This is a genomic window from Paracoccus sp. P2 (assembly GCF_046335115.1).
Lineage (GTDB): Bacteria > Pseudomonadota > Alphaproteobacteria > Rhodobacterales > Rhodobacteraceae > Paracoccus > Paracoccus pantotrophus.
Genome location: NZ_JBGOSN010000007.1, coordinates 92,794 through 114,363 on the forward strand (window position 1 = coordinate 92,794; position 21,570 = coordinate 114,363).

A 21,570-nucleotide genomic window follows, 5' to 3' on the forward strand; every position below is an offset into this window, starting at 1 on the left:
CTCGAAACTGGCCGCCCCAGGGGTAACCTTGGGGCGAGCCATCATCTTCGGGTGACAGCCAGGGAGGAAATTCATGACCAGCAAGACGACCGCCAGCCTGATGGCGATCCGTGTCGCATGCGCGGCCTTTGCCATCACCGGAACGGCCCTTGCACAGACCGCCGACACGCCCCCGGCGCAGGCCGGGGCCGGCGCTGCCGCCGCCGTATCGGGCGATGCGCAGCAACAGCAGCCGGCCGCAGGGGCCCCGGCCGAGGCGGAGGAGGCGCCCGCGGTCGCCGAGGCGGATGGCAAGCTTGTGCTGCCGAACGGCCAGGACATCACCCCCGACCACATGGAGAACGGCCGCTGGTATACGGCCGAGGACATCCCCACCTTCAAGATCGCCGAGGACGGCACGGTGGATTGGGCGACCTTCTCGGGCTATCGCCGCTATTCGGCGGAATGCCATGTCTGCCACGGTCCGGATGGCGAGGGCTCGACCTATGCGCCGGCGCTGAAGAAATCGGTGCTGACGCTGGGCTATTACGATTTCCTGGAAATCGCCGCCTCGGGCAAGCAAGAGGTCAATGTGGCTGCCAACCTAGTCATGCCGGCCTTTGGTACCAACAAGAACGTCTGGTGTTATATCGACGACATCTACGCCTATCTGCTGGCACGCGGCCTGGAGGAACTGCCGCGCGGCCGCCCCGCGAAAAGAGAGGACAAGTCCGACGAATTCGTGGCGCAGGAAGATTCCTGCATGAGCGGATGAGGCGCGCGCTTGCCTTGGCCGCGCTTCTGGCCTGCGCCGCGCTGCCCGCGGCGGCGCAGGTTGCCGACCTGCGCTCCAAGACCGAGTTCCGGGTCTGCGCCGATCCGGCCGCGGTGCCGATGTCCTCGCAGGACGAACAGGGTTTCGAGAATCGAATCGCCCGGCTTTTCGCCGAAAAGCTGGGCCTGCCGGTGGCCTATACCTGGTTCCCGCAGGGCCCCGGCTTCATCCGCAAGACCCTGCGCGCCGGGCTTTGCGATGTCGTCATCGGCTATGCCCAGGGCGACGAGATGGTGCAGAACACCAACCATTACTATACCTCGGCCTATGGCATCGTGACGCGGCTGGACAGCCCGCTGGCCTCGGTCGAGATGCTGGAGGATCCGGCGCTTCGCGGCCATCCGATCGGCGTGGTGGCGGGCACGCCGCCGGCGACCAACCTGGCGCGGGCGGGGCTGGCCAAGGACATGCGCGGCTGGGATCTGTTCGTGGATCGCCGGGTCGAGGATCCGGCGGGCGAGATGCTGGCCCAGGTGAAATCCGGCGAGCTGGCCGCCGCGGTGATCTGGGGCCCGCTGGCCGGTCCGCTGGTCAAGCAGGATCCCGAGCTGCAATTCACCCCGCTGCTCAAGGAAACCGGCGGTCCGCGCATGTTCTATCGCATCACCATGGGGGTGCGGCTGGACGAACAGGAATGGAAGCGGCAGCTGAACAGCCTGATTCGCCGCCACCAGGACGAGATCGACGCCATCCTGCGCGATGCCGGCGTGCCGCTGCTGGACGATTACGGCAAGGGGCTGAAACCATGAAACCTTCCTGGGCGGCGCTGGCGATCCTGATGGCCGGCGCGGTCCAGGCCCAGGTGCCCGAGCCGCAGGGTTTCCATGGCGAGCCCTATCGCTCGGAAACCCCGGCGACCCTGGCCGGCGCGCAGGTGATCGACGCGGCCGAGGCGATGCGGCTGCACGGGCAGGGCGTGCCCTTCATCGACGTGCTGCCGCGCCAGGCCCGCCCCGAGGGCCTGCCCGAAGGCACGCTGTGGAACGCGCCGCCGCATCTCTCCATTCCGGGCGCGATCTGGCTTTACGATACCGGCTATGACCGGCTTGCCCCGGCAGAGCAGGCGCGGCTGGCCGAGGGGCTGGCGCGCCTGTCGGGCGGCGACAAGGCCGCGCCCCTGGTGATCTTTTGCAAGCGCGACTGCTGGATGAGCTGGAATGCCGCCAAGCGCGCCGTGGCGCTGGGCTATCGCGGCGTGATCTGGTTTCCCGACGGGGTCGAGGGCTGGCAGGAACAAGGCGGCCGGCTGGAGCCCATCGGCCCGGCCGGCCCCTGATTCCTTCGCTTACTCCGCCTTGCCGAACCGCTCGGCCAGTGCGTCGAGCCCGGCCTGATAGACGCCGGTGACCGCCTGGATCGCGGCCTCGTCATTCAGCTCGGGCGGGGGCTCGTTGTTGGGATAGCCGCGATAGAAGCCGCCCTTCCAGTTGACCAGCGCCTTGCCGCCCTCGTCCGTGACGCAAAGCGTCGCGGCGTAGTTCGTCACCGGCAGCACCGTCACCTCGACCGCTTCGATGCGATAGGCATAGCAGCGCTTCTCGGGCTGCCATCTCGACAGCACCTCGGTGATGGTCGGATCGCCCGCATCGGCTTTCAGATGCAGCACGCGGGTAGAGGTCTCGGGCTGGTCGGCCGAGCCATCGCCGGCCAGTTCCAGGCTGGCGATGGCGGGATGCCAGCTCATGTCGTCGAACCTGCCGATCGCGGCCCAGACCTCATCCGGGGTGGCATCCAGCTTTTGCTGCATCTCCAGCTTCAGCCGCGGCGGGCCATGCGCCTCGGCCGCCGGGGCCATTGCCATGGTTGCCCCCACCGTCAGGGCCAACAGTCGGATCATCCGTCACTCCTCCCGAAAGATGATGTTTTTCAACAGATAAAGATAGCCGCGGCGAAAGCTTTCGTCAGTATTGCCGCGAATGTCGACCACGCCAGCGCGGACCGTGTCGCCGCTGGCTGCGTCGCGAATGTAAAGGTTCAGCGACAGGATCAGGTTCGAAACCTTCTGCACCTCGCCCGAGATCGCGTAATGCGCGCCCATCTCGCGCGCGATGCGGCTGTCGCTGCCATTCGATTGCGTGGGGTTCTTGATCGGCGCGACCTGCTCGGCGGGAGGGTCCAGCAGGGTGAAGCCGCGGCTGCGCAGATCCTCGGCGATGACCTGCTCGGCCATCTCGACGCGGCGGGTCTCGTCCTCGCGCACGCCGTCGATTGCGCCCTCGATCGAGGTGTCGATGAAATGCAGGCCGAACCAGGCGGCGCTGTCGGGCGGCGGGGGGCCAAGCCGCTGGTCCGCCCCGGCGCCGGATCCGGCCAGGGCGACGGCACAGGCAATCAGGATGAGCCGCGGAAATCCCATGCGCAAACCATGCCCCCGACCCCCGCATCCGTCCATAGGACGAAAGTCCCTAAGACTTAGGTATCAGGTGATTTTACCCAGCCGGATCCGGGGTATCTGCCGGGTTGGCGCAGGCGGATTGACCCGGCATGATGCGGGTGGGAGGACAGCCATGACAGGCAGAATCATCATACTTTTGGCTGGTTTGTCCATGGCAAATCCGGCCCTTGCGCAAGATGCCGCGGCCCCGCAGACCGTGCATGCCGCCGTGCTGCGGGTGGATGTGCCCAGCCTGCCGCCGATCTCGCGGCTGGATGCCCCGCCCGAGGATCTGGGCTTTGCCGGCGCGCGGCTCGCCATCGAGGACAACGACACCACCGGCCGCTTCATGAACCAGGATTTCGAGGCGCTGGAGGTCACGGCCACGCCCGAGACCGCGGCGGCCGAGATGGACAAGCTGCTGGCCGCGGGCATCCCCTTCATCGTCACGCTGGCCGATGATGCGCAGACGCTGGCCCTCGCCGACCAGGCTGGCGACGGTGCGCTGGTGCTGAATGCGCGGGCACGCGGCGACCACCTGCGCGGCCAGGATTGCCGCTTCAACGTGATCCATGCCGCGCCCAGCCATGCCATGCTGGCCGATGCGCTGGCGCAATTCCTGATGTGGAAGAAGTGGTCCAACTGGCTTCTGATCGCCGGCAGCCATCCCGAGGACGTGGCTCTGGCCGATGCCTATCGCCGCGCCGCGACCAAGTTCGGCGCCAGGATCGTCGAGACGCGGACCTATGAGGATACCGGCGGCAGCCGGCGCAGCGACAGCGGCCATGTGCAGGTCCAGCAGCAGATGCCGGTCTTCACCCAGCGCGCGCCGGCCCATGACGTGCTGATCGCGGCGGATGAGAACGGCGTCTTTGCCGACTGGCTGCCCTATGCGACCTGGGATCCGCGTCCGGTCGCCGGCTCGGCCGGGCTGGTGCCGCGCAGCTGGGCGCCCTCGCTGGAGGCCTGGGGGGCGACGCAGTTCCAGAACCGTTTCGAAAAGCTCGCCGGCCGCCCGATCCGCGAGGAGGATTACCAGACCTGGATCGCGCTGCGCATGATCGGCGAGGCGGCGACGCGCACGCAAAGCACCGATCCGGCCACGCTGAAAGAATTCATGCTGTCCGAGAATTTCGAGGTGGCGGGCTTCAAGGGCCAGAAGCTGACGATCCGCGACTGGGACCACCAGCTGCGCCAGCCGATCCTCTTGGCCACCGATTCCGTTACCGCCTCGGTCAGCCCGCAAGACCAGTATCTGCACCAAAGCTCGGCACTGGACACGCTGGGCTTCGACCGGCCCGAAACCGAATGCAAGTTCTGAGGTGAAAGATGAAAGCTGCAACCGCCATCCTGACCTCGGCCCTGTGCCTGGGTTTCGCCCTGCCCGCCGCTGCCAACCGGGTCTTCGTCAGCAACGAAAAGGGCAATGACGTCACCGTGCTGGACAGCGAGACGCTGGAGGTGATCGGCACCTATCCGGTCGGCGCCCGCCCGCGCGGCATCACCATCAGCCCGGACGGGAAGGAACTTTACGTCTGCGCCTCGGATGACGACCTGGTGCGGGTCTTCAATCCCGAGACGATGGAGGAGATGCATACCTTGCCCTCGGGCCCCGACCCCGAACTGTTCGTGCTGCACCCCTCGGGCAACCCGCTCTACATCGCGAACGAGGACGACAACCTCGTGACCGTGGTCGATACCCAGACCCACAAGGTGCTGGCCGAGATCCCGGTCGGGGTCGAACCCGAGGGCATGGGCGTCAGCCCCGATGGCAAGGTGGTCATCAACACCTCGGAAACCACCAACATGGCGCATTTCATCGACAGCGAAAGCTTCGAGATCTTTGCCAATGTGCTGGTGGATTCGCGCCCGCGCTTCGCGCAGTTCAACGATGCCGGGACCAAGCTTTACGTCAGTTCTGAAATCGGCGGCACGGTCAGCGTGATCGACCCGGCGACGCAGCAGATCACCAAGAAGATCAGCTTCGAGATCCCCGGCGTGCTGCCCGAGGCGATCCAGCCGGTCGGCGTGCGCGTCACCGCCGACGGCAGCAAGGTCTTCGTCGCCCTGGGCCCGGCCAACCGCGTCGCCGTGATCGACGGCGAAACGGACGAGGTCCAGGATTACCTGCTGGTCGGCCAGCGGGTCTGGCAGATGGCCTTTACCCCGGACGAGAAATACCTGTTCACCACCAACGGCAATTCCAACGATGTCTCGGTGATCGACGTGGCGGCGCTGAAGGTCGTCAAATCCGTGCCCGTGGGCCAGCAGCCCTGGGGCGTGGTCGTCGCGCCCAACTGATGAGCGTTCAAGAGGGAGGAAGAACCATGACCCGTTTGCTGACCATCCTGCTAATCATGGCCGGGCTGGCCGCCCCTGCCGCGGCGCAGGAAACCGCGCCCGAAGCCAGCCCCGAGGCCGGCGCCGCAACCGACGGCGCGGCCGCGGCCGAGCAGGATGACGATGACGACGACGATGATGATGGCGGCGAAGCAGCCGATGCCGCCGGGGGCGTGCACGAGGCGGGGGCCAAGTTCGATTACGGCTTCTCGGGGATCATGGCGCGCGACAACCGCACCGACCTGGCGCCGTTGACGCTGGCCTCGGGCAAGCCGGTGGCAACCGCGGAATACAAGCTGAAATCGGGCGGCTTCTATCGTCTCGACATCAATGCGGATGGCAGCCAGGAACTGGCGCTGTCGGGCGGCGACTTCTTCCGCGCGATCTGGATCAACGAGGTGGTGATCAACGACATCGAGATCCGGCCGATGGGCGTGCATTCGCTGGAATTCGACGATGCCGGCACCGCGACGATCAGCTTCATCGCCATCGTTCCGGGCCGCTATACGCTGTCGATCCCCGGCTCGCAGGGCGAAACCCAGCAGGCGGTGTTCAATATCCAGTAAGCAGGAGGGGCGGAGCCCCGGCCCCGCCCTTTGCCAGATGCCGCAGGACGCGCTTTCCATCCAGCATGTCAGCCACAGTTTCGGCCGCTTCCCCGCGCTGAAGGATGTGTCGCTGACCGTGCCGCGCGGCGGCTTCACCGCGCTGCTGGGGGTGAACGGCGCCGGCAAGACCACGCTGTTCTCGCTGATCACCCGGCTTTACGACAACCGCTCGGGCCGGATCGAGGTGGCGGGCCACGACCTGCGCCGCCAGCCCGGTGCGGCGCTGGCGCGGCTGGGGGTGGTGTTCCAGTCCCGCGCGCTGGACGCCGACCTGACCGTGGCGCAGAACCTGGACTATCACGCCGCGCTGCACGGCATCCCGCGGCGCGAGGCGCGGGCGCGCAGCATCGAGGTGCTGGCGCAGGTCGATCTGTCGGACCGGCTGCATGCCAGGGTCTCGGCGCTGTCGGGCGGCCAGCAACGCCGGGCCGAGATCGCCCGCGCCCTGATCCACCGCCCCGAGATCCTGCTGCTGGACGAGCCGACCGTCGGGCTTGACGTGAAATCCCGCGCCGAGGTGGTGGCGCTGACCCGTGGGCTGACCCGCGGCGGGGTCTCGGCGCTCTGGGCCACGCATATCCTGGACGAGATCCGCCCCGAGGACGGGCTGGTCATCCTGCACAAGGGCGAGGTGCTGGCCCGCGGCAATGCCGGCGCCATCGGCGGCGACGACCTGACCGCGACCTTCCTGCGCCTGACGGGGGAACAGGTATGAGCGCGCGCCACCCGGCCGGACCGCGCCTGACCCCGCGCATGTGGCTGACCGCTTTCCTGGGCATTGCCCGGCGCGAGACCCTGCGCTTCGTCAACCAGCGCGGCCGTTTCCTGGCGGCGCTGGTGCGGCCGCTGGTCTGGCTGTTCATCTTTGCCGCCGGGTTTCGCGCCGTGCTGGGCCTGTCGATCACGCCGCCCTACCAGACCTATGTGCTTTACGAGGTCTATGTGACCCCCGGCCTTTGCGCGATGATCCAGCTGTTCAACGGCATGCAAAGCTCGCTCTCGATGGTGCATGACCGCGAGACGGGGGCGATGCGCACCCTGCTGGTCAGCCCGTTTCCGCGCTGGTTCCTGCTGGCCAGCAAGCTGGTCGCCGGGGTGATCGTGTCGATCATCCAGGTCTATGCCTTCCTGGTCATCGCCTGGTTCTGGCGGGTCGAGCCGCCGCCCGTCGGCTATCTGGCGGTGCTGCCGGCGCTGTTCCTGTCGGGGCTGATGCTGGGGGCGATGGGGCTGTTCCTGTCCTCGGCCATCCGCCAGCTGGAAAACTTCGCGGGCGTGATGAATTTCGTCATCTTCCCGATGTTTTTCGCCTCCAGCGCGCTTTACCCGCTGTGGCGGATGAACGAAAGCTCGCCGCTGCTGCACGACATCTGCGCGGCCAATCCCTTCACCCATGCGGTGGAGTTGATCCGCTTTGCCCTTTACGCGCGCTTCGATCTTCTGTCCTTCTTGGTGGTGTCGGGTTGCCTGATCCTGTTCTTTGCAGGGGCCGTCATCATGTATGATCCGGCCAAGGGGCTCTGGGCCCGGCGAAAGGGGGGAGCATGAGATACCTGGTTCTGGCGCTTTGCCTGGCCGCCGGTGCCGGCGCGGCGCGGGCGGAAAACGGCACCGATCCCGACTGGCCCTGCGTGCAGCGCAAGCAGCCGCACCTGTCGCTGGGCCAGATGTGGAGCGGGCCCGAGCCGGACGAGGCCGCGCGCGAGCTGGCCCGCACGCCCGAGATCGCCGCCCTGGCCGACCGGCTGGAGCAGCGCCGCCTGCCGCTGGCCGAGGCCGAGGCCGAGATCGCCGAATTTGCCAGGGATGCCGACAACCAGAAGCTGACGGCGCTGATGGTGGCGATCTTCGACCGGATCGAGCCGCATCGCGCGGCGCTGATCGCCGGTATCGCGCGCTATGGCCACAAGCAGGTCGATCTGGCACAAAGGATCGAGGATCACCGTGCCAAGATGGAACAGATGCAAAAGGCAGAAACGCCCGATTTCGACGCCATCGACGCCGAGGAAGAGCGGCTCGACTGGGACATGCGCATCTTCCAGGACCGCCAGCAGGCCCTGACCTATGTCTGCGAGACGCCGGTGATCCTGGAGCAGCGGGTGTTCGCGCTGGCCCGCGCCATCGCGGCGGGGCTGCGATGAACCCGGTTCCCGCCGTCATCCTGGCCGGGGGCCTGTCGCGCCGCATGGGCGGCGGCAACAAGGCGCTGCGGATGCTGGCGGGAGAGACCCTGCTGTCGCGGGTGATCGCGCGGCTTGCGCCGCAATGCGGGATGCTGGCGCTCAACGCCAATGGCGAGGCGGAGCAATTCGCGGCCTATGGGCTGCCGGTGATCGCCGACGGCATCGGCGGCTTCGCCGGGCCCTTGGCCGGGGTCCTGGCCGGCATGGAATGGGCGGCGGGCGAGGGCGCCCAGAGCGTGGTCAGCGTCAGCGTCGACACGCCCTTTCTGCCCGAGGATCTGGTGCATCGGCTGCGCGAGGCGGCCGGCCGCTCGGGCATGGCCATCGCCGCAAGCCCGGATGACAGCGGGCAGTTGCGCGACCATCCGACCTGCGCGCTCTGGCCGGTCGCGCTGCGCGGGGAGTTGCGCGAGGCGCTGGAATCGGGGCTGCACCGGATCGGCCAGTTCGCGGCCGCGCATGATCCGGGGCGGGCGGTGTTCGACAGCCGCCCCCTGGACCCGTTCCTGAACCTCAACACTCCCGAGGATCTGGCCCGCGCCGCGCGCCTGCTCTAGACGCCGTAGCGGCTGAGCAGCCGGTGCAGCGCGATGGCCACCGCCCTGGCGAAGATCACCGTCATCACCGACAAGACCAGCAGCGCGGCAAAGACCAGGTCGGTCTTCATCCGGCCGTTGGCATGGATCATCAGCGCGCCCAGGCCGCGCGCGCCGCCGACCCATTCGCCGATCACCGCGCCGATGGGCGCATAGACCGCCGCCAGCCGCAGCCCGGTGGCCAGGCTGGGCAGCGCCGCCGGGATGCGCAGGTGGCGCATGATGCGGATGCGGCCGGCGCCCATGACCTGCGCCAGGTCCAGCGCCGCCTGCGGCGTGCGCATCAGCCCGTCCAGGAAGGCGCTGGCCACCGGGAAGAACACGATCAGCACGGTCATGGCGATCTTGGGCGCCATGCCGAAACCCAGCCACAGCGTCAGGATCGGCGCGAGCGCAAAGACCGGGATGGTCTGGCTAAAGGTCAGGATCGGCCGCAGCACGCCGGCCAGCCTCTGCGAGAACCCCATCGCCACCGCGAGAGCGGCGCCGAGCGTGGAGCCGAGGATGAAGCCCAGCATCACCTCGGTCAGGGTGAAGCCGGCATGGCGGGCGATCTCGGCCCGGTTCAGCCACAGCGCCTCGGTCACGGCCAGCGGCGAGGGCAGCAGGAAGGGCGGCATGCCGGCCAGCCAGATCACCCCCTGCCACAGGGCCAGGATGGTGACGGCCAGGGTCACGACGGTTCTCATGCCATCATCCCCCGCATCAGCTCGGCTTGCAGCGCCAGCACCTCGGGCGCGTCATAGGGCCGGGCGGCGCCTTTCGGGCGCGGGGCGGGCCGGGGCCATTCGGTCAGCCCCGTCCCGCGCAAGAGCAGGATGCGGTCGCCGAGCCGCGCGGCCTCGGCGGGGTCATGCGTGACCAGGAGCACCGTGCGGTCGTCGAGCAGCCGCGCCGCGAGATCCTGCATCTGCGCCCGCGTGCGCGCGTCCAGCGCCGAAAAGGGCTCGTCCAGCAGCACCAGCGGCCGGTCCTCGAACAGCGTCCGGGCCAGGGCTGTGCGCTGGCGCTGGCCGCCCGACAGGTTGGCGGGCAGGTGATGGGCGCGGTCGGCCAGGCCCACGGCCTTGATCAGACGGGCCGCGCGGGTGGCGGGGTCGGCCGGGGGCTCTGCCCCCCGCCCATCCGGCCCCTCGATGGGGCCGGATGGGCGTCCCCCGGGATATTTGGACAAGAAAGAAGCCCGCAGCGTGCCGCGCAGGCGCGCGCCCAGCGTGACATTGCCGGTCACGTCCAGCCAGGGGATCAGGCCCGGATCCTGCGCCATCAGGGCAACGGGCTGGTTGCGCGTCACCTCGCCCTCGAAGCGCGCGCCGGTTTCCAGTCCGGCGATCAGCCGCAGGATGGTCGATTTGCCGACGCCCGAGGGGCCGAGCAGGCAGGTCCAACCGCCGGGTTCCAGCACCAGGTCTACCGGCGCGAACAGCGGCGCCTCGCCGACCCAGGCGCGGCCGCGAACCGAGGCCGCCGCGGCGGTCATGCGCGGCCCAGCTCCCAGAAGGCGACTTCGAGCCGCGTGGCGGTGGCGAAGCGATCCGACAGCGCGGCCCAGCGCGGGCTTTGCCGGGGCGTATCGCCCAGCCGCTTGCGGAGGGCATTGTCCAGCAGCTCGCCGGCCGAGATGCAGGCGGCCTGGTATTCGGCGCCGGCATAGGTGTCGATCCATTCGCGATAGGGCGTGTCGGGTGCCGCCTCGGCCTGGAGCCGCAGTCCGATTTCGCCATAGCCCAGCACGCAGGGCATCAGCGCCGCCAAGAGGTCAAGGAAATCGCCCGAATAGCCGGATTCCAGAACATAGCGGGTATATGCGATATTGGTGACGGCCTCTTGCGCATTGGCCAGCACCTCGGGGCCCATGCCGGTGCGGGCGCAGGTCTGCACATGCAGGCCCATCTCGTGATCCAGAAGCGTGTGGACCGTGGCCGAACAGGCCCGCATCTCGTCGAGGTCTCCGGCCTTGACCACCGCCAGCGCCCAGGCGCGCGAGAAGTTTTGCAGGAACAGGTAATCCTGTACCAGATAGGTCAGGAAGCGCGATTGCGGCAGCGTGCCGTCGCGCAGCCCTTCGACGAAGGGGTGGCGGGTATAGGCGTCCCAGTCGGGCTGCGCCGCGGCCCGCCAGGCGGCGAAGGCGTCTCCGTAGCGGCTCATTGCGCCGCCCCCATGTCCTGCGCCGCCACGTCCAGGGCCAGGTCCGAGACCGGCAGCACGCTGTCGACCAGCCCGGCCTCGTGCAGGAAGGCTTCGAACCGGGCATAGCGGCCCTGGTCCAGCGCCGCCGGCGATTGCGAGAAGCGCGGCAGCGTGTCCTTCCAGGCTTCGGCGTTCAGCTCGTCCTTGAGATCGGGCGCGGTGGCCGAGAACAGCTCCCAGGCCTCGTCCGGGTGGTTGACCATGTATTGCGCGCCGCGTTCGACCGCGTGCAGCAGGCGGCGGGTGCGGTCCAGGTCCAGATCGGCCGGGTTGGCGACGAAGATCAGCTCGTCATAGGTCGGCACGCCCTGTTCCTCGACGAAGAAGCATTTGCCCTGAGTGCCCTCCAGCCGCATCTGCGTCAGCTCGAAATTGCGATAGGCGCCGATGGTGGCGTCGACCTGGCCGGCGATCAGCGCCGGCGACAGCGACCAGTTCACGTTCACCATCTCGACATCCTGCATGGTCAGGCCGGCGGTCTTGAGGATCTGGCCGACCAGCGCCTCCTCGACGCCCGAGACGGAATAGCCGATCTTCCTGCCCTTGAGGTCGGCGATCTCCTGCACCGGGCCGTCGGCCTTGACCATCAGGCAGTTCAAGGGCGTCGCGACCAGGGTGCCGACGCGTTTCAGCGGCAGGCCCTCATGCACTTGCAGGTGCAGTTGCGGCTGGTAGCTGATGGCGTAATCGGCCTTGCCGGCGGCGACCAGTTTCGGCGGATCCGAGGGATCGGCGGGGGCGATGACTTCGACCTCCAGCCCTTCCTCGGCGAAGAAGCCCTTTTCCTGGGCCACGATGATCGGGCCGTGGTCGGGGTTCACGAACCAGTCCAGGATCAGCGTCACCTTGTCCTGGGCATGGGCGGGCAGGGCCAGCATGGCGAAGGCGGCGGCAAGGGTAAGGTGTTTCATCGGTCGTCGTCTCCAAGGGCCAGAAGGGTGATCTCGCCGCTCCAGCGGCGGGCAAGGGCGTCGGCGGCGCGCCACGAGCGCAGGCCGGAACGGCAGGCCAGCACCACGCGGCCGCCGGGATCGGGCAGGGGGCCCGCCGCGCCGTAATCGGGGATGCGCAGCGCGTCCGGCGTGGCCTTGCGCGGCGCCTCGTCCTCGGGGCGCAGGTCGATGACCAGGTCGGTCGCGCGGATCTCGTCGCGGGCGATGAAGCGTGGACCGGTCGCCTCGGGGGCGGTGTCGAAGCGGAACTGGCTGAAGCGGCCGTTGTCGAAGCGGATGAATTCGCCCAGCGGCGAGGGCGTGGTGCCCAGAAGCAGCCGCAGCGCCATCTGCGCCTGGATGCAGCCGAGCATGCCGACCACCGGGCCCAGCACGCCGGCGGTGGCGCAGGTCTGGCCGCTGTCGGGCGGGTCGGGGAACAGGGCGCGCAGGCTGGGGGCGCCCCCCTGCCGCTTGTCGCCGCAGAAGCCGCCGACATAGCCCGCAAGCCCCAGCGCCGAGGCCGAGATCAGCGGCTTGCCCGCCGCCAGGCAGGCGTCCGAGAGCGTGTAGCTGGCGGCATAGCTGTCGGCGCAATCCAGCACCACATCAGCCGCCGCAACCAGCGCCGGGGCGTTCAGGGGGGTCAGCCGGTCCGCCAGCGCCTCGATCTCCACCGCGGGGTTCAGCCGGGCCACGGCCTGTGCGGCGGCGCGGACCTTGGGCTGGCCGATATCCTTCATGCGGTAAAGCGGCTGGCGGTGCAGGTTGGTCTCCTCGACCGTGTCGGGGTCGATCAGGGTGATGCGGCCGATACCGCTGCCGGCCAGGTATTGCAGCACCGGCACGCCCAAGCCCCCGGCGCCGACGACCAGCGCATGGGCGGCGCCGATGCGCTCCTGCCCCTCGGCGCCGATCTCGGGCAGGACCATCTGGCGAACATAGCGGTTCATGCCGCCACCCGCAGCCATTCGCGGATGCGGCCCTCGGGGTCGGGGTTGAGCGTGATGTCGGTCACGGCCGAGGCCAGGTCGGCGCCGGCGGCGAAGGCTTCCAGCGCGCGCTCCGGGGTGACGCCGCCGATGGCGACCAGCGGCGTCGCGCCGACCAGCTTGCGCCATTCCCGCACCCGGTCCAGCCCCTGCTGTTCCCATTTCATCTTCTTCAGGATCGTCGGCCAGACCGGTCCCAGCGCGACGTAATCGGGCCTGAGCGCCAGCGCCCGGTCCAGTTCGGCATGGTCGTGGGTCGAGACGCCCAGCCGCAGCCCGGCCTTGCGGATCGCCGGAATGTCGGCGGTATCCAGATCCTCCTGCCCCAGGTGGATGAAGTCGCAGCCCAGGTCGATGGCGGCCTGCCAGTGGTCGTTGACGACCAGCGTGGCGCGATGTTCGCGGCACAGCTCCTGGCACAGCGCCAGCTCGCCCAAGAGCCGGGCGGGGGGCTGGTCCTTGATGCGGATCTGCACCAGTTTCACGCCCAGCGGCAGGGCGCGGCGCAGCCAGTCGCTGCTGTCGAAGATCGGGTAAAAGCGCGGCAATCTCATCCCAGCACCGCCATGCCGAAGAGGGGGGTGGAAGGGGCGGCCATGTCGCGGGCCTCGATCGGGTTGGCGCCATGCGCCAGCTGCCCGGCCTCGATCGCCAGCGCCATGGCGCGGGCCATGGCCACCGGATCGCCGGCCTTGGCGACGGCGGTGTTCAGCAGCACGGCGTCATAGCCCAGCTCCATCGCCTGCGCCGCGTGGCTGGGCAGGCCGATGCCGGCATCCACGACCAGCGGCACATCGGGGAAATGCGCCCTCAGGCTGCGCAGCCCGTAAGGGTTGTTCAGCCCCCGGCCCGAGCCGATGGGCGCGCCCCAAGGCATCAGCACCTGGCAGCCCGCATCGAGCAGCCGGCCGCAGACCGAAAGGTCCTCGGTGCAATAGGGAAAGACCTGGAAGCCGTCCTCGGACAGCAGCCGCGCCGCTTCGACCAGCGCGATCACGTCGGGGCAAAGCGTGTCGTCGTCCCGGATCACTTCCAGCTTGATCCAGGGCGTCTCGAACAGCTCGCGCGCCATCTGCGCGGTCGTCACCGCCTCGCGCACCGAATGGCAGCCGGCGGTATTGGGCAGGACGGGGATGCCCAGCTCCTTGATCAGGCGATGGAAGTCCTGGCCTTCGCCGCCTTCGCGCCGCAGGCTGACGGTGGCGATGCCGGCGCGCGAGGCGCGGAACGCCTCGGCCATGATGGCGGGCGAGGGGTATTGCGCCGTGCCCAGCATCAGCGGGCTTGCGACTTCGGTTCCGTAAAAGACCGGCATCTCAGCCCCCCTGCATCGGCGCCACGACTTCCAGCGCGTCGCCATCCTTCAGCGTGGTCGCGGGCCGGGCGGCGGCGGGCAGGAAGGCGCCGTTCAGCGCCGTCGCCACCTTGGCCGCGCCCAATCCGATCTCGGCCAGCGCGTCCTGCACGGTCGGGCCGGTCAGGTCGCGCGCCGCTCCGTTAAGGGTGATCTTCATCCATGAACTCCGGTTTCCGGCCCTCGACAAGGTAATCGGCGGCCATGCGGGCCACGGCGGGGGCCAGAAGATAGCCGTGGCGGTAAAGGCCGTTTGCGTAAAGCGTGCCGCCGCGCCGGCGCAGGCGGGGCAGGTTGTCCGGGAAGGCGGGGCGGGCATCCGAGCCAAGCTCGAGGATCTCGGCCTCGGCAAAGCCGGGATGCAGCGCATAGGCGGCCGACAGCATCTCGACCGCCGAGCGCGCGGTGACGCGATACTTGCCGCCGGTCTCCAGCATCGTGGCGCCGATCATGTAGACGCCATCGCCGCGCGGCACGAGATACAGGGGGATGCGCGGATGCAGCAGGCGGATGGTGCGGGTCAGCGCCACTTCCGGGCAGCGGATCACCAGCATCTCGCCGCGCACGCCGCGCAGGTCGGAAAGTTCGTCCCTGGCGGCCAGGCCGCGGGCATCGACGACAAGGCCGGTGGGCGTGCCCTCGGTTTCGATGGCGACGCCCTGCGCCTCCAGCCGGTCGCGCAGGGCCAGCAGGGCGGCGCGCGGGTTCAGGTGCGCCTCGGTGGCGAAATGCAGGCCGCGCGGGAAGCGGCCGGCCAGCTCCGGCTCCAGCGCCGCGACTTCCTCGCCGTTCACCGGCTGATGCGCCTCGGTCAGCCGGGCAAAGCGGTCGAGTTCCGCCCGGTCGCGCGAGGGCGCCAGGACCAGCGTGCCGCGGCGGATGACCTCGGCGCCATTCGCCTGCCACCAGTCGGCGGCATCGAGGCCCAGGCGCAGCACCGCCGGCTCGGCGCTTTCGGCCTCGCAATAGGGCGCCAGCATCCCGCCGGCGCGCCAGCTGCAGGCCTGGGATCCGGGCTTGCCGGCCGGGTCGATGATGCGCGGCAGGATGCCGCGCGCCGCCAGTTCGGTGGCGATGCACAGGCCCATGACCCCGGCGCCCAGGATGGTGATCTGGTTCATGCCTGCCTCCAGAACTCGTGGAAATGATGCACCGGGCCGTGCCCCAGTCCGACCGACAATTCGTCGGCGTGGGCGATGGCGGCCTGCAGCCAGCCATGGGCGCGGGTCACGGCCTGCGCCACCGTCAGCCCCTGCGCCAGCCCTGCCGCGATGGCCGAGGACAGCGAGCAGCCAGTGCCGTGGGTGTTGGGCGTCTGCTGGCGCGGGGCCGTCAGGGTCAGCGGCTGGGGCCCGACCAGAAGGTCGGTGCAGCTGTCTTCGGTCGCATGACCGCCCTTCATCAGCACATGGTCGGCGCCCAGGGCGCGCAGCGCCTCGCCCTGCTCGCGCATCTCCTCGGGCGTCGCGGCGGGGGGGCGACCCAGAAGCCGCGCCGCCTCGGGCAGGTTCGGGGTCAGCACGGTCGCCAGCGGGATCAGCTGCTCGCGCAGCGCCGAGACGGCATCGTCCGGCAAAAGCGCGTCGCCGGATTTCGCCACCATCACCGGGTCCAGCACCACCGGCACCGGATTGTCCGCCAGCAGCGCCGCCAGCCGGTCGGCGACGACCGTGATCACATCGGCGCCGCCGACCATGCCGATCTTGACCGCGCGCACCTCGAGATCGCCGAAGACCGCGTCGATCTGCGCCGCGACCATGGCCGGGCTGACCGCCTCGACCGCGGCGACGGTGCGGGTGTTCTGCGCGGTGATCGCCGTGATCACAGAGGCGCCATAGACGCCCAGCGCCGAGAAGGCCTTCAGGTCGGCCTGGATTCCGGCGCCGCCGCCGCTGTCCGAGCCGGCGATGGTCAGCGCGATGGGATGGGGCTGCAATCCCGACATGGCCCGCCTTTCGTTTCGGCCGGGCATGGGGACGCGGGGCGGATGGGTGGCGGCCTGGGATTGCGGGCCGCGTCACTCTACCCTTCCCTACGCCGGCATGACCCGGATCAGGTTCGATGGGTCGGTGCCGGGCACCTCTCAGCCCCGTGCGGGGCTCCCCAAGTGTATGAGTCTTCCGCGTGACACTAGGCCCCGGCGCCCCTTATTGCAAGGGCTGCGCGCGGCCGGCCCGTCGCGGCGCTGTCATGCATCCGTCCGCCTTGCCAGCCAAGATGGCCGGCGGGCGGCGGCGGTTTCGGGCTTTACACCGCCCGGAATTCCGGCCGATCTGGGCGCGGCGAAATGCGGAAGGATGCGATGAAAAGCGTGATTTTCGACCTGGGCGGGGTGCTGATCGACTGGGATCCGGCGTTGGCCTTTGCGGATGTCTTCACCAGCCGGGCCGAGGCCGAGACCTGGATGGCCCGCATCGACTTTCCCGGCTGGAACCGGATGCAGGACGGCGGGCGCAGTTTTGCCGAGGGGCTGGCCGCCGCCCGCGCCGAGCATGGCGACGAGGCGCGGCATCTGGCGGGCTATCTGGCGGCCTTTCCCGTCACCATAGAAAAGACCGTGCCCGGCAGCTGGGCGGTGGCCGAGGCGCTGCTGGCGCGCGGCGTGCCGCTTTATGCGCTGACCAACTGGTCGGCCGAGACCTGGCCGCATGCGCTGGAGCTGCATCCCCGGCTGGGCGGGCTGTTCGCCGACATCCTGGTCTCGGGCCAGGTCGGCGCGCTGAAGCCCGATCCGGCGATCTTTCGGCTGCTGATGGACCGCAACGGGCTGCGGCCCGGGGACTGCATCTTCATCGACGACAGCCCGGCCAATGTCGAGGGCGCCCGCGCGCTGGGCATGGACGGGATTCACTTTACCGGCGCCGAGGCGCTGGGCCGGGAACTGGCGCGGCGCGGGGTGATTTAAGGGGGAGGCTAGTCCGCTTTGCGGGGCGAAGCGGTCGGTCGGCTCTTGATGTTCCTGTCCCACAACGGTTAGAATCCCGGCATCGACCGAGTGGCAACTAGGGTTCCGGGCCGACCCATATGGGCCGCCGCAGGACCGAGCGTTGCAGAGACCGGGGGAGTTCCCTGGCTGCACCCAAGGGACAAAAGCCCAGGGGAGGAGACGTCGAGATCAACCGCGCCGATGGCGCAAAGGGGATCTCAATGACGCTTGCCTCGCTGTTTCTTGTCGTTCTCGCATCCTTCATCCATGCCAGCTGGAACCTGCTGGCCAAACGTGCCGCCTCGGTCGGGCCGGTGTTCGTCTTTGCCTATAATCTGGTCGCCTGCGTCGCTTATGCGCCATGGGTGGCTTGGCTGCTGGTTCAGGGAGGCATCAACTGGACCAGGGAAGGCATCGGCTTTGTTCTGTTCAGCGGGCTGATTCATCTGGCCTACAGCCTCTGCCTGCAACGCGGCTACAGGGTGGCGGACTTGTCGGTGGTCTATCCGGTGGCGCGGGGGACCGGGCCGATGCTGTCCTCGATCGGCGCATTCCTGATCCTGGGGGAAAGCCCGACCGGCACGGGCCTGGTCGGGCTGGTCCTTGTCGTTCTCGGCATCATGCTGATCGCCACGCAGGGAAAGCTTGCCGCACTCACCCGCCCTGGCGGGCAGGCGGGTGTTCGGTGGGGCGCCGCGACGGGCGGGCTGATCGCCAGCTACACGGTGGTGGATGCCTATGCGGTAAAAGCCCTTGGCATCGCGCCGGTGGTGTTGGACTGGTTCTCGAACCTTTTGCGGTTCTTCCTGCTGCTGCCGCTGGTCCTCGCCAACCCTTACCGCTTCATGGAGGCGATGCGGGGCCATTGGTGGACCGCCTTCGGCGTGGGGCTGCTGTCGCCGCTGTCCTATATTCTCGTGCTTGCCGCACTGACGGGTGGCGCACCGCTCAGCCTTGTCGCACCGATGCGTGAAATGTCGATGATGGTCGGTGCGCTGATGGGGATGTTGATCCTGCGAGAGGCGGTCGGCCCGTGGCGGCTGGCTGGGTGCGGCGTGCTGATCGTGGGCGTGATCCTGTTGTCGGCATCGTGATGACCACGACGGCCAGCTTTGGGCTTACCCCTTATCCCACCAGCTTCGCCACATGGCGCAGCGCCAGCAGGTAGCCATTGACCCCGAAACCGGCGATCACGCCCTCGGCGCGCAGGCTGACATAGGAATGGTGGCGGAAGCTCTCGCGCTTGTGGACGTTGGAGATATGCACCTCGATCACCGGCCCGTCGAAGGCGTTCAGCGCATCCAGAATCGCCACCGAGGTATGGGTGAAGGCGGCGGGGTTGATGACGATGGCTTGCGCCTTCAGCCGCGCCTCGTGGATCAGGTCGATGATCGCGCCCTCGTGGTTCGACTGGTGGAAGGCGATGTCCAGCCCCAGCTCGGACCCCAACGCCTTGCAGTCGCGCTCGACGTCGGCCAGCGTGGTGCTGCCATAGATCTCGGGCTGGCGCTGGCCCAGCAGGTTCAGGTTCGGGCCGTTCAGGACATAGACGGTGGGCATGGCAATCTCCGCGACGATGGGGGCAATCTAGCCCAGTTCGGCCAGAAAGATATAGCCCGCGCCGTAGATCGTCTTGATCAGCCGCGGGTTCTTGGGATCCTCGCCCAGCTTGGTGCGCAGGCGCGAGATGCGCACGTCCATCGCCCGGTCGAAGCTTTCGCCCGCCGTGCCGCCCAGCGTCTCAAGCATCTGCGCGCGCGAGATCAGCCGGCGCGGATTGTCGAGAAACAGCCGCAAGACCTCGGCCTCGGCATGGGAGATCGGGGTCTCTGCGCCCTCGGGCGAAGTCAGGGTATAGCGGTCGAAATCCGCGGACCAGCCGGCAAAGCGGACCTGCTGGCGGCCGGGGCCGGCATCGCGCTGGGGCTTGCGCAGCCGGGCGCGGATGCGGGCCACGACCTCGGCCGGCTCGAAGGGCTTGATGATGTAGTCGTCGGCGCCCAGCTCAAGGCCCGTCACGCGGTCCTGCACCTGCGCCCGGCCCGAGATGATGATGATCGCCGCGCCGGATTCGCTGGCCAGCCGGTGCACCAGCGCCAGCCCGTCGCGGTCGGGCAGGCCCAGGTCGATCAGGCAGGCATCGGGCTGGATGCGGCGCAGCGCCGCCTCGAATTCGGTGGCGCGGGCGAAGCCTATGGTGCGAAAGCCCGCCTCCTCCAGCGCCGCGGACAGCAGGCGGCGGATTTCGGGTTCGTCGTCGAGAATGGCGATCAGGGGGGCGTCAGTCATCTGTCTCTGCCATGGCCACGGCCAGTTCGGTGTCGCCAAAGGGCTTGGTCAGGACCGGGCAGTCAAGCCCCGATCTGCGCGGATCGCCCGGCGGCAGCGCCGTCATCAGCACCAAGGGCAGGCCGCGGCCCAGCAGATCGGCGCCCGAGCCGTCGCCCAGTTGCAGGTCGGACAGGATCATGGTCAGTCCGGACAGGTCGGTCAACCCGCGTGCCTCGGAGAGCGAGCCGGCTTCGATCACCGAATGGCCCTGGGCGGTCAGCATCTCGCGGATATGGGCGCGGATGGCGTCGTCATCCTCGACCAGCAGCACCAGCTGCGGGCGGGCGGCGCGCAGCGGCAGGCGGATGGTCACCTGCGCGCCGCCGCCCTTGGCATTGCCCAGCCGGAGGGTGCCGCCCGCCAGCTTGATCTGGTCATAGACCATGGACAGGCCAAGCCCGGTGCCCTGGCTGCCCTTGGTGGTGAAGAAGGGCTCGGTCGCCCGCGCCAGCGCCTCGGCCGAGAAGCCGGGACCGGTATCGGTCACCGCGATCTCCAGCCACCTGCCGGCGGGGTGGGCCTCGACCGTGATGCGGCCCTGGCCCCGCATGGCGTCGCGCGCGTTCAGGATCAGGTTGAGCAGCACGTCCTGAAGCACGCCGGGGTCCAGCATCACCCGCGCCGGCAGATCGCCCAATCGGGTGTCGAGCGTGACGCCCGCGCCCAGCGTCGGCCGGGTCATCGCCGCCAGGTCGTCCAGCATGGCGCGCAGATCGACCGGCTGCGGCTGGTGCTCGCGCCTGCCGGTCAGCGCCGAGATGCCGTCGAGCAACCGCACCCCGCGCCGGGCGGCGGCCAGCGTGGCCTGCACGTCCTCGGCCTGTTCCGGCGCCAGCCCGGCGCGCGCCAGCCGTCCCTGAAGGCCCAGGATGATGGTCAAGAGGTTGCCGAAATCATGCGCCAGCCCGGATGTCATCTGCGCTGCCACCGCGCGCTTCGCCGCATGGGTCAGCGCCTCGCGCGCCTGCACCTCGGCGGTGACGTCGGTGGACAGGATATAGACGCCGCGCCCGTTCTGGTCCGGGGTCAGCGCGATGCGGATGCGCCGTCCCGAGGGCGGGTGCGTGATCTCGAACACCTGCGGCTGGCCGGCGATGGCGCGGTCCAGATGCGGGCGGATGCGGGCGAAGGTCTCGGCGCCCAGCACCGTTTCGCATTGGCAGCCGATGATCGCGCGATTCGCGCCGGGAAACACCATCGAGATCTGGTTGTTCGAGAAGGTATAGCGATAGTCGCGGTCCATATGCGCGATATGGGCCGGGACCATGGCGGTGACATGGCGGGTGCGCGCCTCGGATTCGGTCAGGATGCGCTTGGCCTCCTCCAGCGCGGCATTGGTCGCGGCCAGCGCCCGGTTCGCGGCCGACAGCCGCTCGGCATTTTCCAGCACCAGTTCGGAGAGTTCCTCGGAGCGGGCGCGCAGCAGCGCCTCCTGCCGCTTGATATGGGTGATGTCAGTATAGACCGCGATCCAGCCGCCCTGGCTGAGCGGCGCCCCCTCGACCGAGATCCAGCGGCCGTCGGCGCGCTTTCTTTCCATGTAATGCGGCTGGAAGGTGCGGGCCTGGTCCACGCGCTCGCGGATGGCGGCCTCGGGGTCGTCCTGGGGGCCGTATTCGCCGCGATGCACCAGGTAGCGGATCGTATCCTCGAAGGTGGCGCCGGTGCGGGTCAGCTCGTCCGGCAGGCCGAACATGGCCTGATAGGGGCGGTTGCAGACCGCCAGCCGCAGCTCGGCGTCGAAGATCGAGATCGCCTGCTGGATCAGGTTCAGCCCCGAGCGGGTCAGTTCGGCGTGCCGGTCGTTCGAAGGCGTGCCCATTCCTGGCATTGCGCGGTCCCTGTAACAATTTGTAGGATTCAGGAAAAACTGACGCAAGAATTGCCGCAGTAAGCTGCGATTGCCAGAGGGAAGAGGAGCCCTGAC

Annotated in this window: 27 protein-coding genes and 1 riboswitch; of the genes, 12 read left to right on the plus strand and 15 right to left on the minus strand. The window is 68.8% G+C overall.

The genetic code is table 11. The features are described from left to right. The first annotated feature begins 73 nt into the window (after positions 1-73). The 3 genes from ACDP63_RS06885 to ACDP63_RS06895 are packed head-to-tail and all read left to right on the plus strand — an operon-like array spanning position 74 to position 2,090. Positions 74-754 (plus strand): c-type cytochrome, methanol metabolism-related, encoded by a 681-nt coding sequence (locus tag ACDP63_RS06885; protein ID WP_024842841.1) that lies wholly within the window; start codon positions 74-76, stop codon positions 752-754. After that, on the plus strand, positions 751-1,563 hold the full coding sequence (locus ACDP63_RS06890; RefSeq protein WP_024842842.1) for a substrate-binding domain-containing protein: 813 nt from the start codon (positions 751-753) through the stop codon (positions 1,561-1,563). The genes ACDP63_RS06885 and ACDP63_RS06890 overlap by 4 nt, the downstream gene beginning before the upstream one ends. Next, positions 1,560-2,090, plus strand: a complete 531-nt coding sequence (locus tag ACDP63_RS06895) for a PQQ-dependent catabolism-associated CXXCW motif protein (RefSeq protein WP_024842843.1) — start codon at positions 1,560-1,562, stop codon at positions 2,088-2,090. Before ACDP63_RS06890 ends, ACDP63_RS06895 begins: the two co-directional genes overlap by 4 nt. A gap of 9 nt (positions 2,091-2,099) precedes the next feature. Here ACDP63_RS06895 and ACDP63_RS06900 read toward each other — a convergent pair whose 3' ends face one another. Then, the gene (locus ACDP63_RS06900) at positions 2,100-2,651 is read right to left on the minus strand and encodes an SRPBCC family protein (protein ID WP_024842844.1); all 552 of its coding nucleotides are present in this window, start codon (positions 2,649-2,651) and stop codon (positions 2,100-2,102) included. A 3-nt stretch (positions 2,652-2,654) separates the two neighbouring features. Beyond that, positions 2,655-3,170, minus strand: a complete 516-nt coding sequence (locus ACDP63_RS06905) for a DUF3280 domain-containing protein (RefSeq protein ID WP_024842845.1) — start codon at positions 3,168-3,170, stop codon at positions 2,655-2,657. 190 nt (positions 3,171-3,360) lie between these two features. Here ACDP63_RS06905 and ACDP63_RS06910 point away from each other — a divergent pair, with 190 nt between their 5' ends. The 7 genes from ACDP63_RS06910 to mobA are packed head-to-tail and all read left to right on the plus strand — an operon-like array spanning position 3,361 to position 8,876. Then, positions 3,361-4,509 carry an ABC transporter substrate-binding protein gene (locus tag ACDP63_RS06910; RefSeq protein ID WP_231486586.1) on the plus strand — a complete coding sequence of 383 codons (1,149 nt, stop codon included), beginning with the start codon at positions 3,361-3,363 and terminating at the stop codon, positions 4,507-4,509. A gap of 8 nt (positions 4,510-4,517) precedes the next feature. Next, positions 4,518-5,489: a YVTN family beta-propeller repeat protein gene (locus ACDP63_RS06915; RefSeq protein ID WP_147427449.1), complete on the plus strand. Its 972-nt coding sequence runs from the start codon at positions 4,518-4,520 to the stop codon at positions 5,487-5,489. Between the two features lie 26 nt (positions 5,490-5,515). Beyond that, positions 5,516-6,094, plus strand: a complete 579-nt coding sequence (locus ACDP63_RS06920; protein WP_147427450.1) for a hypothetical protein — start codon at positions 5,516-5,518, stop codon at positions 6,092-6,094. 37 nt (positions 6,095-6,131) lie between these two features. After that, entirely contained in the window at positions 6,132-6,851 is a 720-nt protein-coding gene (locus tag ACDP63_RS06925; protein WP_147427451.1) for an ABC transporter ATP-binding protein, read from the plus strand. Next, on the plus strand, positions 6,848-7,684 hold the full coding sequence (locus ACDP63_RS06930; protein WP_147427452.1) for an ABC transporter permease: 837 nt from the start codon (positions 6,848-6,850) through the stop codon (positions 7,682-7,684). Before ACDP63_RS06925 ends, ACDP63_RS06930 begins: the two co-directional genes overlap by 4 nt. Next, the gene (locus ACDP63_RS06935) at positions 7,681-8,277 is read left to right on the plus strand and encodes a hypothetical protein (protein ID WP_024842851.1); all 597 of its coding nucleotides are present in this window, start codon (positions 7,681-7,683) and stop codon (positions 8,275-8,277) included. The genes ACDP63_RS06930 and ACDP63_RS06935 overlap by 4 nt, the downstream gene beginning before the upstream one ends. Further along, on the plus strand, positions 8,274-8,876 hold the full coding sequence (gene mobA / locus ACDP63_RS06940; RefSeq protein WP_024842852.1) for a molybdenum cofactor guanylyltransferase MobA: 603 nt from the start codon (positions 8,274-8,276) through the stop codon (positions 8,874-8,876). Before ACDP63_RS06935 ends, mobA begins: the two co-directional genes overlap by 4 nt. On the opposite strand, the gene ACDP63_RS06945 is transcribed toward mobA, so the two are convergent. The 10 genes from ACDP63_RS06945 to thiD are packed head-to-tail and all read right to left on the minus strand — an operon-like array spanning position 8,873 to position 16,331. Next, positions 8,873-9,604 carry an ABC transporter permease gene (locus ACDP63_RS06945; RefSeq protein ID WP_024842853.1) on the minus strand — a complete coding sequence of 244 codons (732 nt, stop codon included), beginning with the start codon at positions 9,602-9,604 and terminating at the stop codon, positions 8,873-8,875. The genes mobA and ACDP63_RS06945 overlap by 4 nt on opposite strands. After that, a complete protein-coding gene (locus tag ACDP63_RS06950; protein ID WP_024842854.1) occupies positions 9,601-10,395 on the minus strand; it encodes an ABC transporter ATP-binding protein in 795 nt (264 codons plus the stop codon). Before ACDP63_RS06950 ends, ACDP63_RS06945 begins: the two co-directional genes overlap by 4 nt. Then, positions 10,392-11,066, minus strand: coding sequence for a thiaminase II (gene tenA, locus ACDP63_RS06955; protein ID WP_409927874.1), 675 nt, complete (start codon positions 11,064-11,066; stop codon positions 10,392-10,394). Before tenA ends, ACDP63_RS06950 begins: the two co-directional genes overlap by 4 nt. Beyond that, positions 11,063-12,019, minus strand: coding sequence for an ABC transporter substrate-binding protein (locus ACDP63_RS06960; RefSeq protein WP_024842856.1), 957 nt, complete (start codon positions 12,017-12,019; stop codon positions 11,063-11,065). The genes tenA and ACDP63_RS06960 overlap by 4 nt, the downstream gene beginning before the upstream one ends. Beyond that, positions 12,016-12,993 carry a HesA/MoeB/ThiF family protein gene (locus ACDP63_RS06965; protein ID WP_024842857.1) on the minus strand — a complete coding sequence of 326 codons (978 nt, stop codon included), beginning with the start codon at positions 12,991-12,993 and terminating at the stop codon, positions 12,016-12,018. The genes ACDP63_RS06960 and ACDP63_RS06965 overlap by 4 nt, the downstream gene beginning before the upstream one ends. Beyond that, complete coding sequence (locus tag ACDP63_RS06970) at positions 12,990-13,586, minus strand: thiamine phosphate synthase (RefSeq protein WP_024842858.1); 597 nt, start codon at positions 13,584-13,586, stop codon at positions 12,990-12,992. The genes ACDP63_RS06965 and ACDP63_RS06970 overlap by 4 nt, the downstream gene beginning before the upstream one ends. Next, positions 13,583-14,347 (minus strand): thiazole synthase, encoded by a 765-nt coding sequence (locus ACDP63_RS06975; protein WP_024842859.1) that lies wholly within the window; start codon positions 14,345-14,347, stop codon positions 13,583-13,585. The genes ACDP63_RS06970 and ACDP63_RS06975 overlap by 4 nt, the downstream gene beginning before the upstream one ends. 1 nt (position 14,348) lies before the next feature. Further along, a complete protein-coding gene (gene thiS / locus ACDP63_RS06980; protein WP_024842860.1) occupies positions 14,349-14,546 on the minus strand; it encodes a sulfur carrier protein ThiS in 198 nt (65 codons plus the stop codon). Next, positions 14,530-15,507, minus strand: coding sequence for an FAD-dependent oxidoreductase (locus ACDP63_RS06985; RefSeq protein WP_147427454.1), 978 nt, complete (start codon positions 15,505-15,507; stop codon positions 14,530-14,532). The genes thiS and ACDP63_RS06985 overlap by 17 nt, the downstream gene beginning before the upstream one ends. Further along, positions 15,504-16,331, minus strand: coding sequence for a bifunctional hydroxymethylpyrimidine kinase/phosphomethylpyrimidine kinase (gene thiD, locus ACDP63_RS06990; protein WP_024842862.1), 828 nt, complete (start codon positions 16,329-16,331; stop codon positions 15,504-15,506). The genes ACDP63_RS06985 and thiD overlap by 4 nt, the downstream gene beginning before the upstream one ends. A 67-nt stretch (positions 16,332-16,398) precedes the next feature. After that, positions 16,399-16,502: riboswitch (TPP riboswitch) on the minus strand. A gap of 186 nt (positions 16,503-16,688) precedes the next feature. Here thiD and ACDP63_RS06995 point away from each other — a divergent pair. Both ACDP63_RS06995 and ACDP63_RS07000 read left to right on the plus strand, forming a co-directional pair. Then, the gene (locus ACDP63_RS06995; protein WP_024842863.1) at positions 16,689-17,291 is read left to right on the plus strand and encodes an HAD family hydrolase; all 603 of its coding nucleotides are present in this window, start codon (positions 16,689-16,691) and stop codon (positions 17,289-17,291) included. A 242-nt stretch (positions 17,292-17,533) separates the two neighbouring features. After that, entirely contained in the window at positions 17,534-18,406 is an 873-nt protein-coding gene (locus ACDP63_RS07000) for a DMT family transporter (protein ID WP_024842864.1), read from the plus strand. 31 nt (positions 18,407-18,437) lie between these two features. Here the strand turns inward: ACDP63_RS07000 and aroQ are convergent, their stop codons facing one another. The 3 genes from aroQ to ACDP63_RS07015 are packed head-to-tail and all read right to left on the minus strand — an operon-like array spanning position 18,438 to position 21,474. After that, positions 18,438-18,872 carry a type II 3-dehydroquinate dehydratase gene (aroQ, locus tag ACDP63_RS07005; protein WP_024842865.1) on the minus strand — a complete coding sequence of 145 codons (435 nt, stop codon included), beginning with the start codon at positions 18,870-18,872 and terminating at the stop codon, positions 18,438-18,440. Between the two features lie 27 nt (positions 18,873-18,899). Next, positions 18,900-19,601, minus strand: coding sequence for a response regulator transcription factor (locus ACDP63_RS07010; protein WP_024842866.1), 702 nt, complete (start codon positions 19,599-19,601; stop codon positions 18,900-18,902). Beyond that, a complete protein-coding gene (locus ACDP63_RS07015) occupies positions 19,594-21,474 on the minus strand; it encodes a PAS-domain containing protein (protein ID WP_081750440.1) in 1,881 nt (626 codons plus the stop codon). The genes ACDP63_RS07010 and ACDP63_RS07015 overlap by 8 nt, the downstream gene beginning before the upstream one ends. Between the last annotated feature and the right edge of the window lie 96 nt (positions 21,475-21,570).

Coding starts and splice junctions, on each gene's coding strand:
- ACDP63_RS06895 (WP_024842843.1), top strand. CDS start 1,560: ATGAAACCTTCCTGGGCGGCGCTGGCGATCCTGATGGCCGGCGCGGTC.
- ACDP63_RS06970 (WP_024842858.1), bottom strand. CDS start 13,586: ATGAGATTGCCGCGCTTTTACCCGATCTTCGACAGCAGCGACTGGCTG.
- ACDP63_RS06985 (WP_147427454.1), bottom strand. CDS start 15,507: ATGAACCAGATCACCATCCTGGGCGCCGGGGTCATGGGCCTGTGCATC.
- ACDP63_RS06915 (WP_147427449.1), top strand. CDS start 4,518: ATGAAAGCTGCAACCGCCATCCTGACCTCGGCCCTGTGCCTGGGTTTC.
- ACDP63_RS06905 (WP_024842845.1), bottom strand. CDS start 3,170: ATGGGATTTCCGCGGCTCATCCTGATTGCCTGTGCCGTCGCCCTGGCC.
- ACDP63_RS06930 (WP_147427452.1), top strand. CDS start 6,848: ATGAGCGCGCGCCACCCGGCCGGACCGCGCCTGACCCCGCGCATGTGG.
- ACDP63_RS06925 (WP_147427451.1), top strand. CDS start 6,132: ATGCCGCAGGACGCGCTTTCCATCCAGCATGTCAGCCACAGTTTCGGC.
- ACDP63_RS07010 (WP_024842866.1), bottom strand. CDS start 19,601: ATGACTGACGCCCCCCTGATCGCCATTCTCGACGACGAACCCGAAATC.
- ACDP63_RS06900 (WP_024842844.1), bottom strand. CDS start 2,651: ATGATCCGACTGTTGGCCCTGACGGTGGGGGCAACCATGGCAATGGCC.
- ACDP63_RS06890 (WP_024842842.1), top strand. CDS start 751: ATGAGGCGCGCGCTTGCCTTGGCCGCGCTTCTGGCCTGCGCCGCGCTG.
- ACDP63_RS06950 (WP_024842854.1), bottom strand. CDS start 10,395: ATGACCGCCGCGGCGGCCTCGGTTCGCGGCCGCGCCTGGGTCGGCGAG.
- thiS (WP_024842860.1), bottom strand. CDS start 14,546: ATGAAGATCACCCTTAACGGAGCGGCGCGCGACCTGACCGGCCCGACC.
- ACDP63_RS06945 (WP_024842853.1), bottom strand. CDS start 9,604: ATGAGAACCGTCGTGACCCTGGCCGTCACCATCCTGGCCCTGTGGCAG.
- ACDP63_RS06960 (WP_024842856.1), bottom strand. CDS start 12,019: ATGAAACACCTTACCCTTGCCGCCGCCTTCGCCATGCTGGCCCTGCCC.
- mobA (WP_024842852.1), top strand. CDS start 8,274: ATGAACCCGGTTCCCGCCGTCATCCTGGCCGGGGGCCTGTCGCGCCGC.
- ACDP63_RS06995 (WP_024842863.1), top strand. CDS start 16,689: ATGAAAAGCGTGATTTTCGACCTGGGCGGGGTGCTGATCGACTGGGAT.
- ACDP63_RS06935 (WP_024842851.1), top strand. CDS start 7,681: ATGAGATACCTGGTTCTGGCGCTTTGCCTGGCCGCCGGTGCCGGCGCG.
- tenA (WP_409927874.1), bottom strand. CDS start 11,066: ATGAGCCGCTACGGAGACGCCTTCGCCGCCTGGCGGGCCGCGGCGCAG.
- ACDP63_RS07015 (WP_081750440.1), bottom strand. CDS start 21,474: ATGCCAGGAATGGGCACGCCTTCGAACGACCGGCACGCCGAACTGACC.
- ACDP63_RS06920 (WP_147427450.1), top strand. CDS start 5,516: ATGACCCGTTTGCTGACCATCCTGCTAATCATGGCCGGGCTGGCCGCC.
- ACDP63_RS06910 (WP_231486586.1), top strand. CDS start 3,361: ATGGCAAATCCGGCCCTTGCGCAAGATGCCGCGGCCCCGCAGACCGTG.
- ACDP63_RS06965 (WP_024842857.1), bottom strand. CDS start 12,993: ATGAACCGCTATGTTCGCCAGATGGTCCTGCCCGAGATCGGCGCCGAG.
- thiD (WP_024842862.1), bottom strand. CDS start 16,331: ATGTCGGGATTGCAGCCCCATCCCATCGCGCTGACCATCGCCGGCTCG.
- aroQ (WP_024842865.1), bottom strand. CDS start 18,872: ATGCCCACCGTCTATGTCCTGAACGGCCCGAACCTGAACCTGCTGGGC.
- ACDP63_RS06885 (WP_024842841.1), top strand. CDS start 74: ATGACCAGCAAGACGACCGCCAGCCTGATGGCGATCCGTGTCGCATGC.
- ACDP63_RS06975 (WP_024842859.1), bottom strand. CDS start 14,347: ATGCCGGTCTTTTACGGAACCGAAGTCGCAAGCCCGCTGATGCTGGGC.
- ACDP63_RS07000 (WP_024842864.1), top strand. CDS start 17,534: ATGACGCTTGCCTCGCTGTTTCTTGTCGTTCTCGCATCCTTCATCCAT.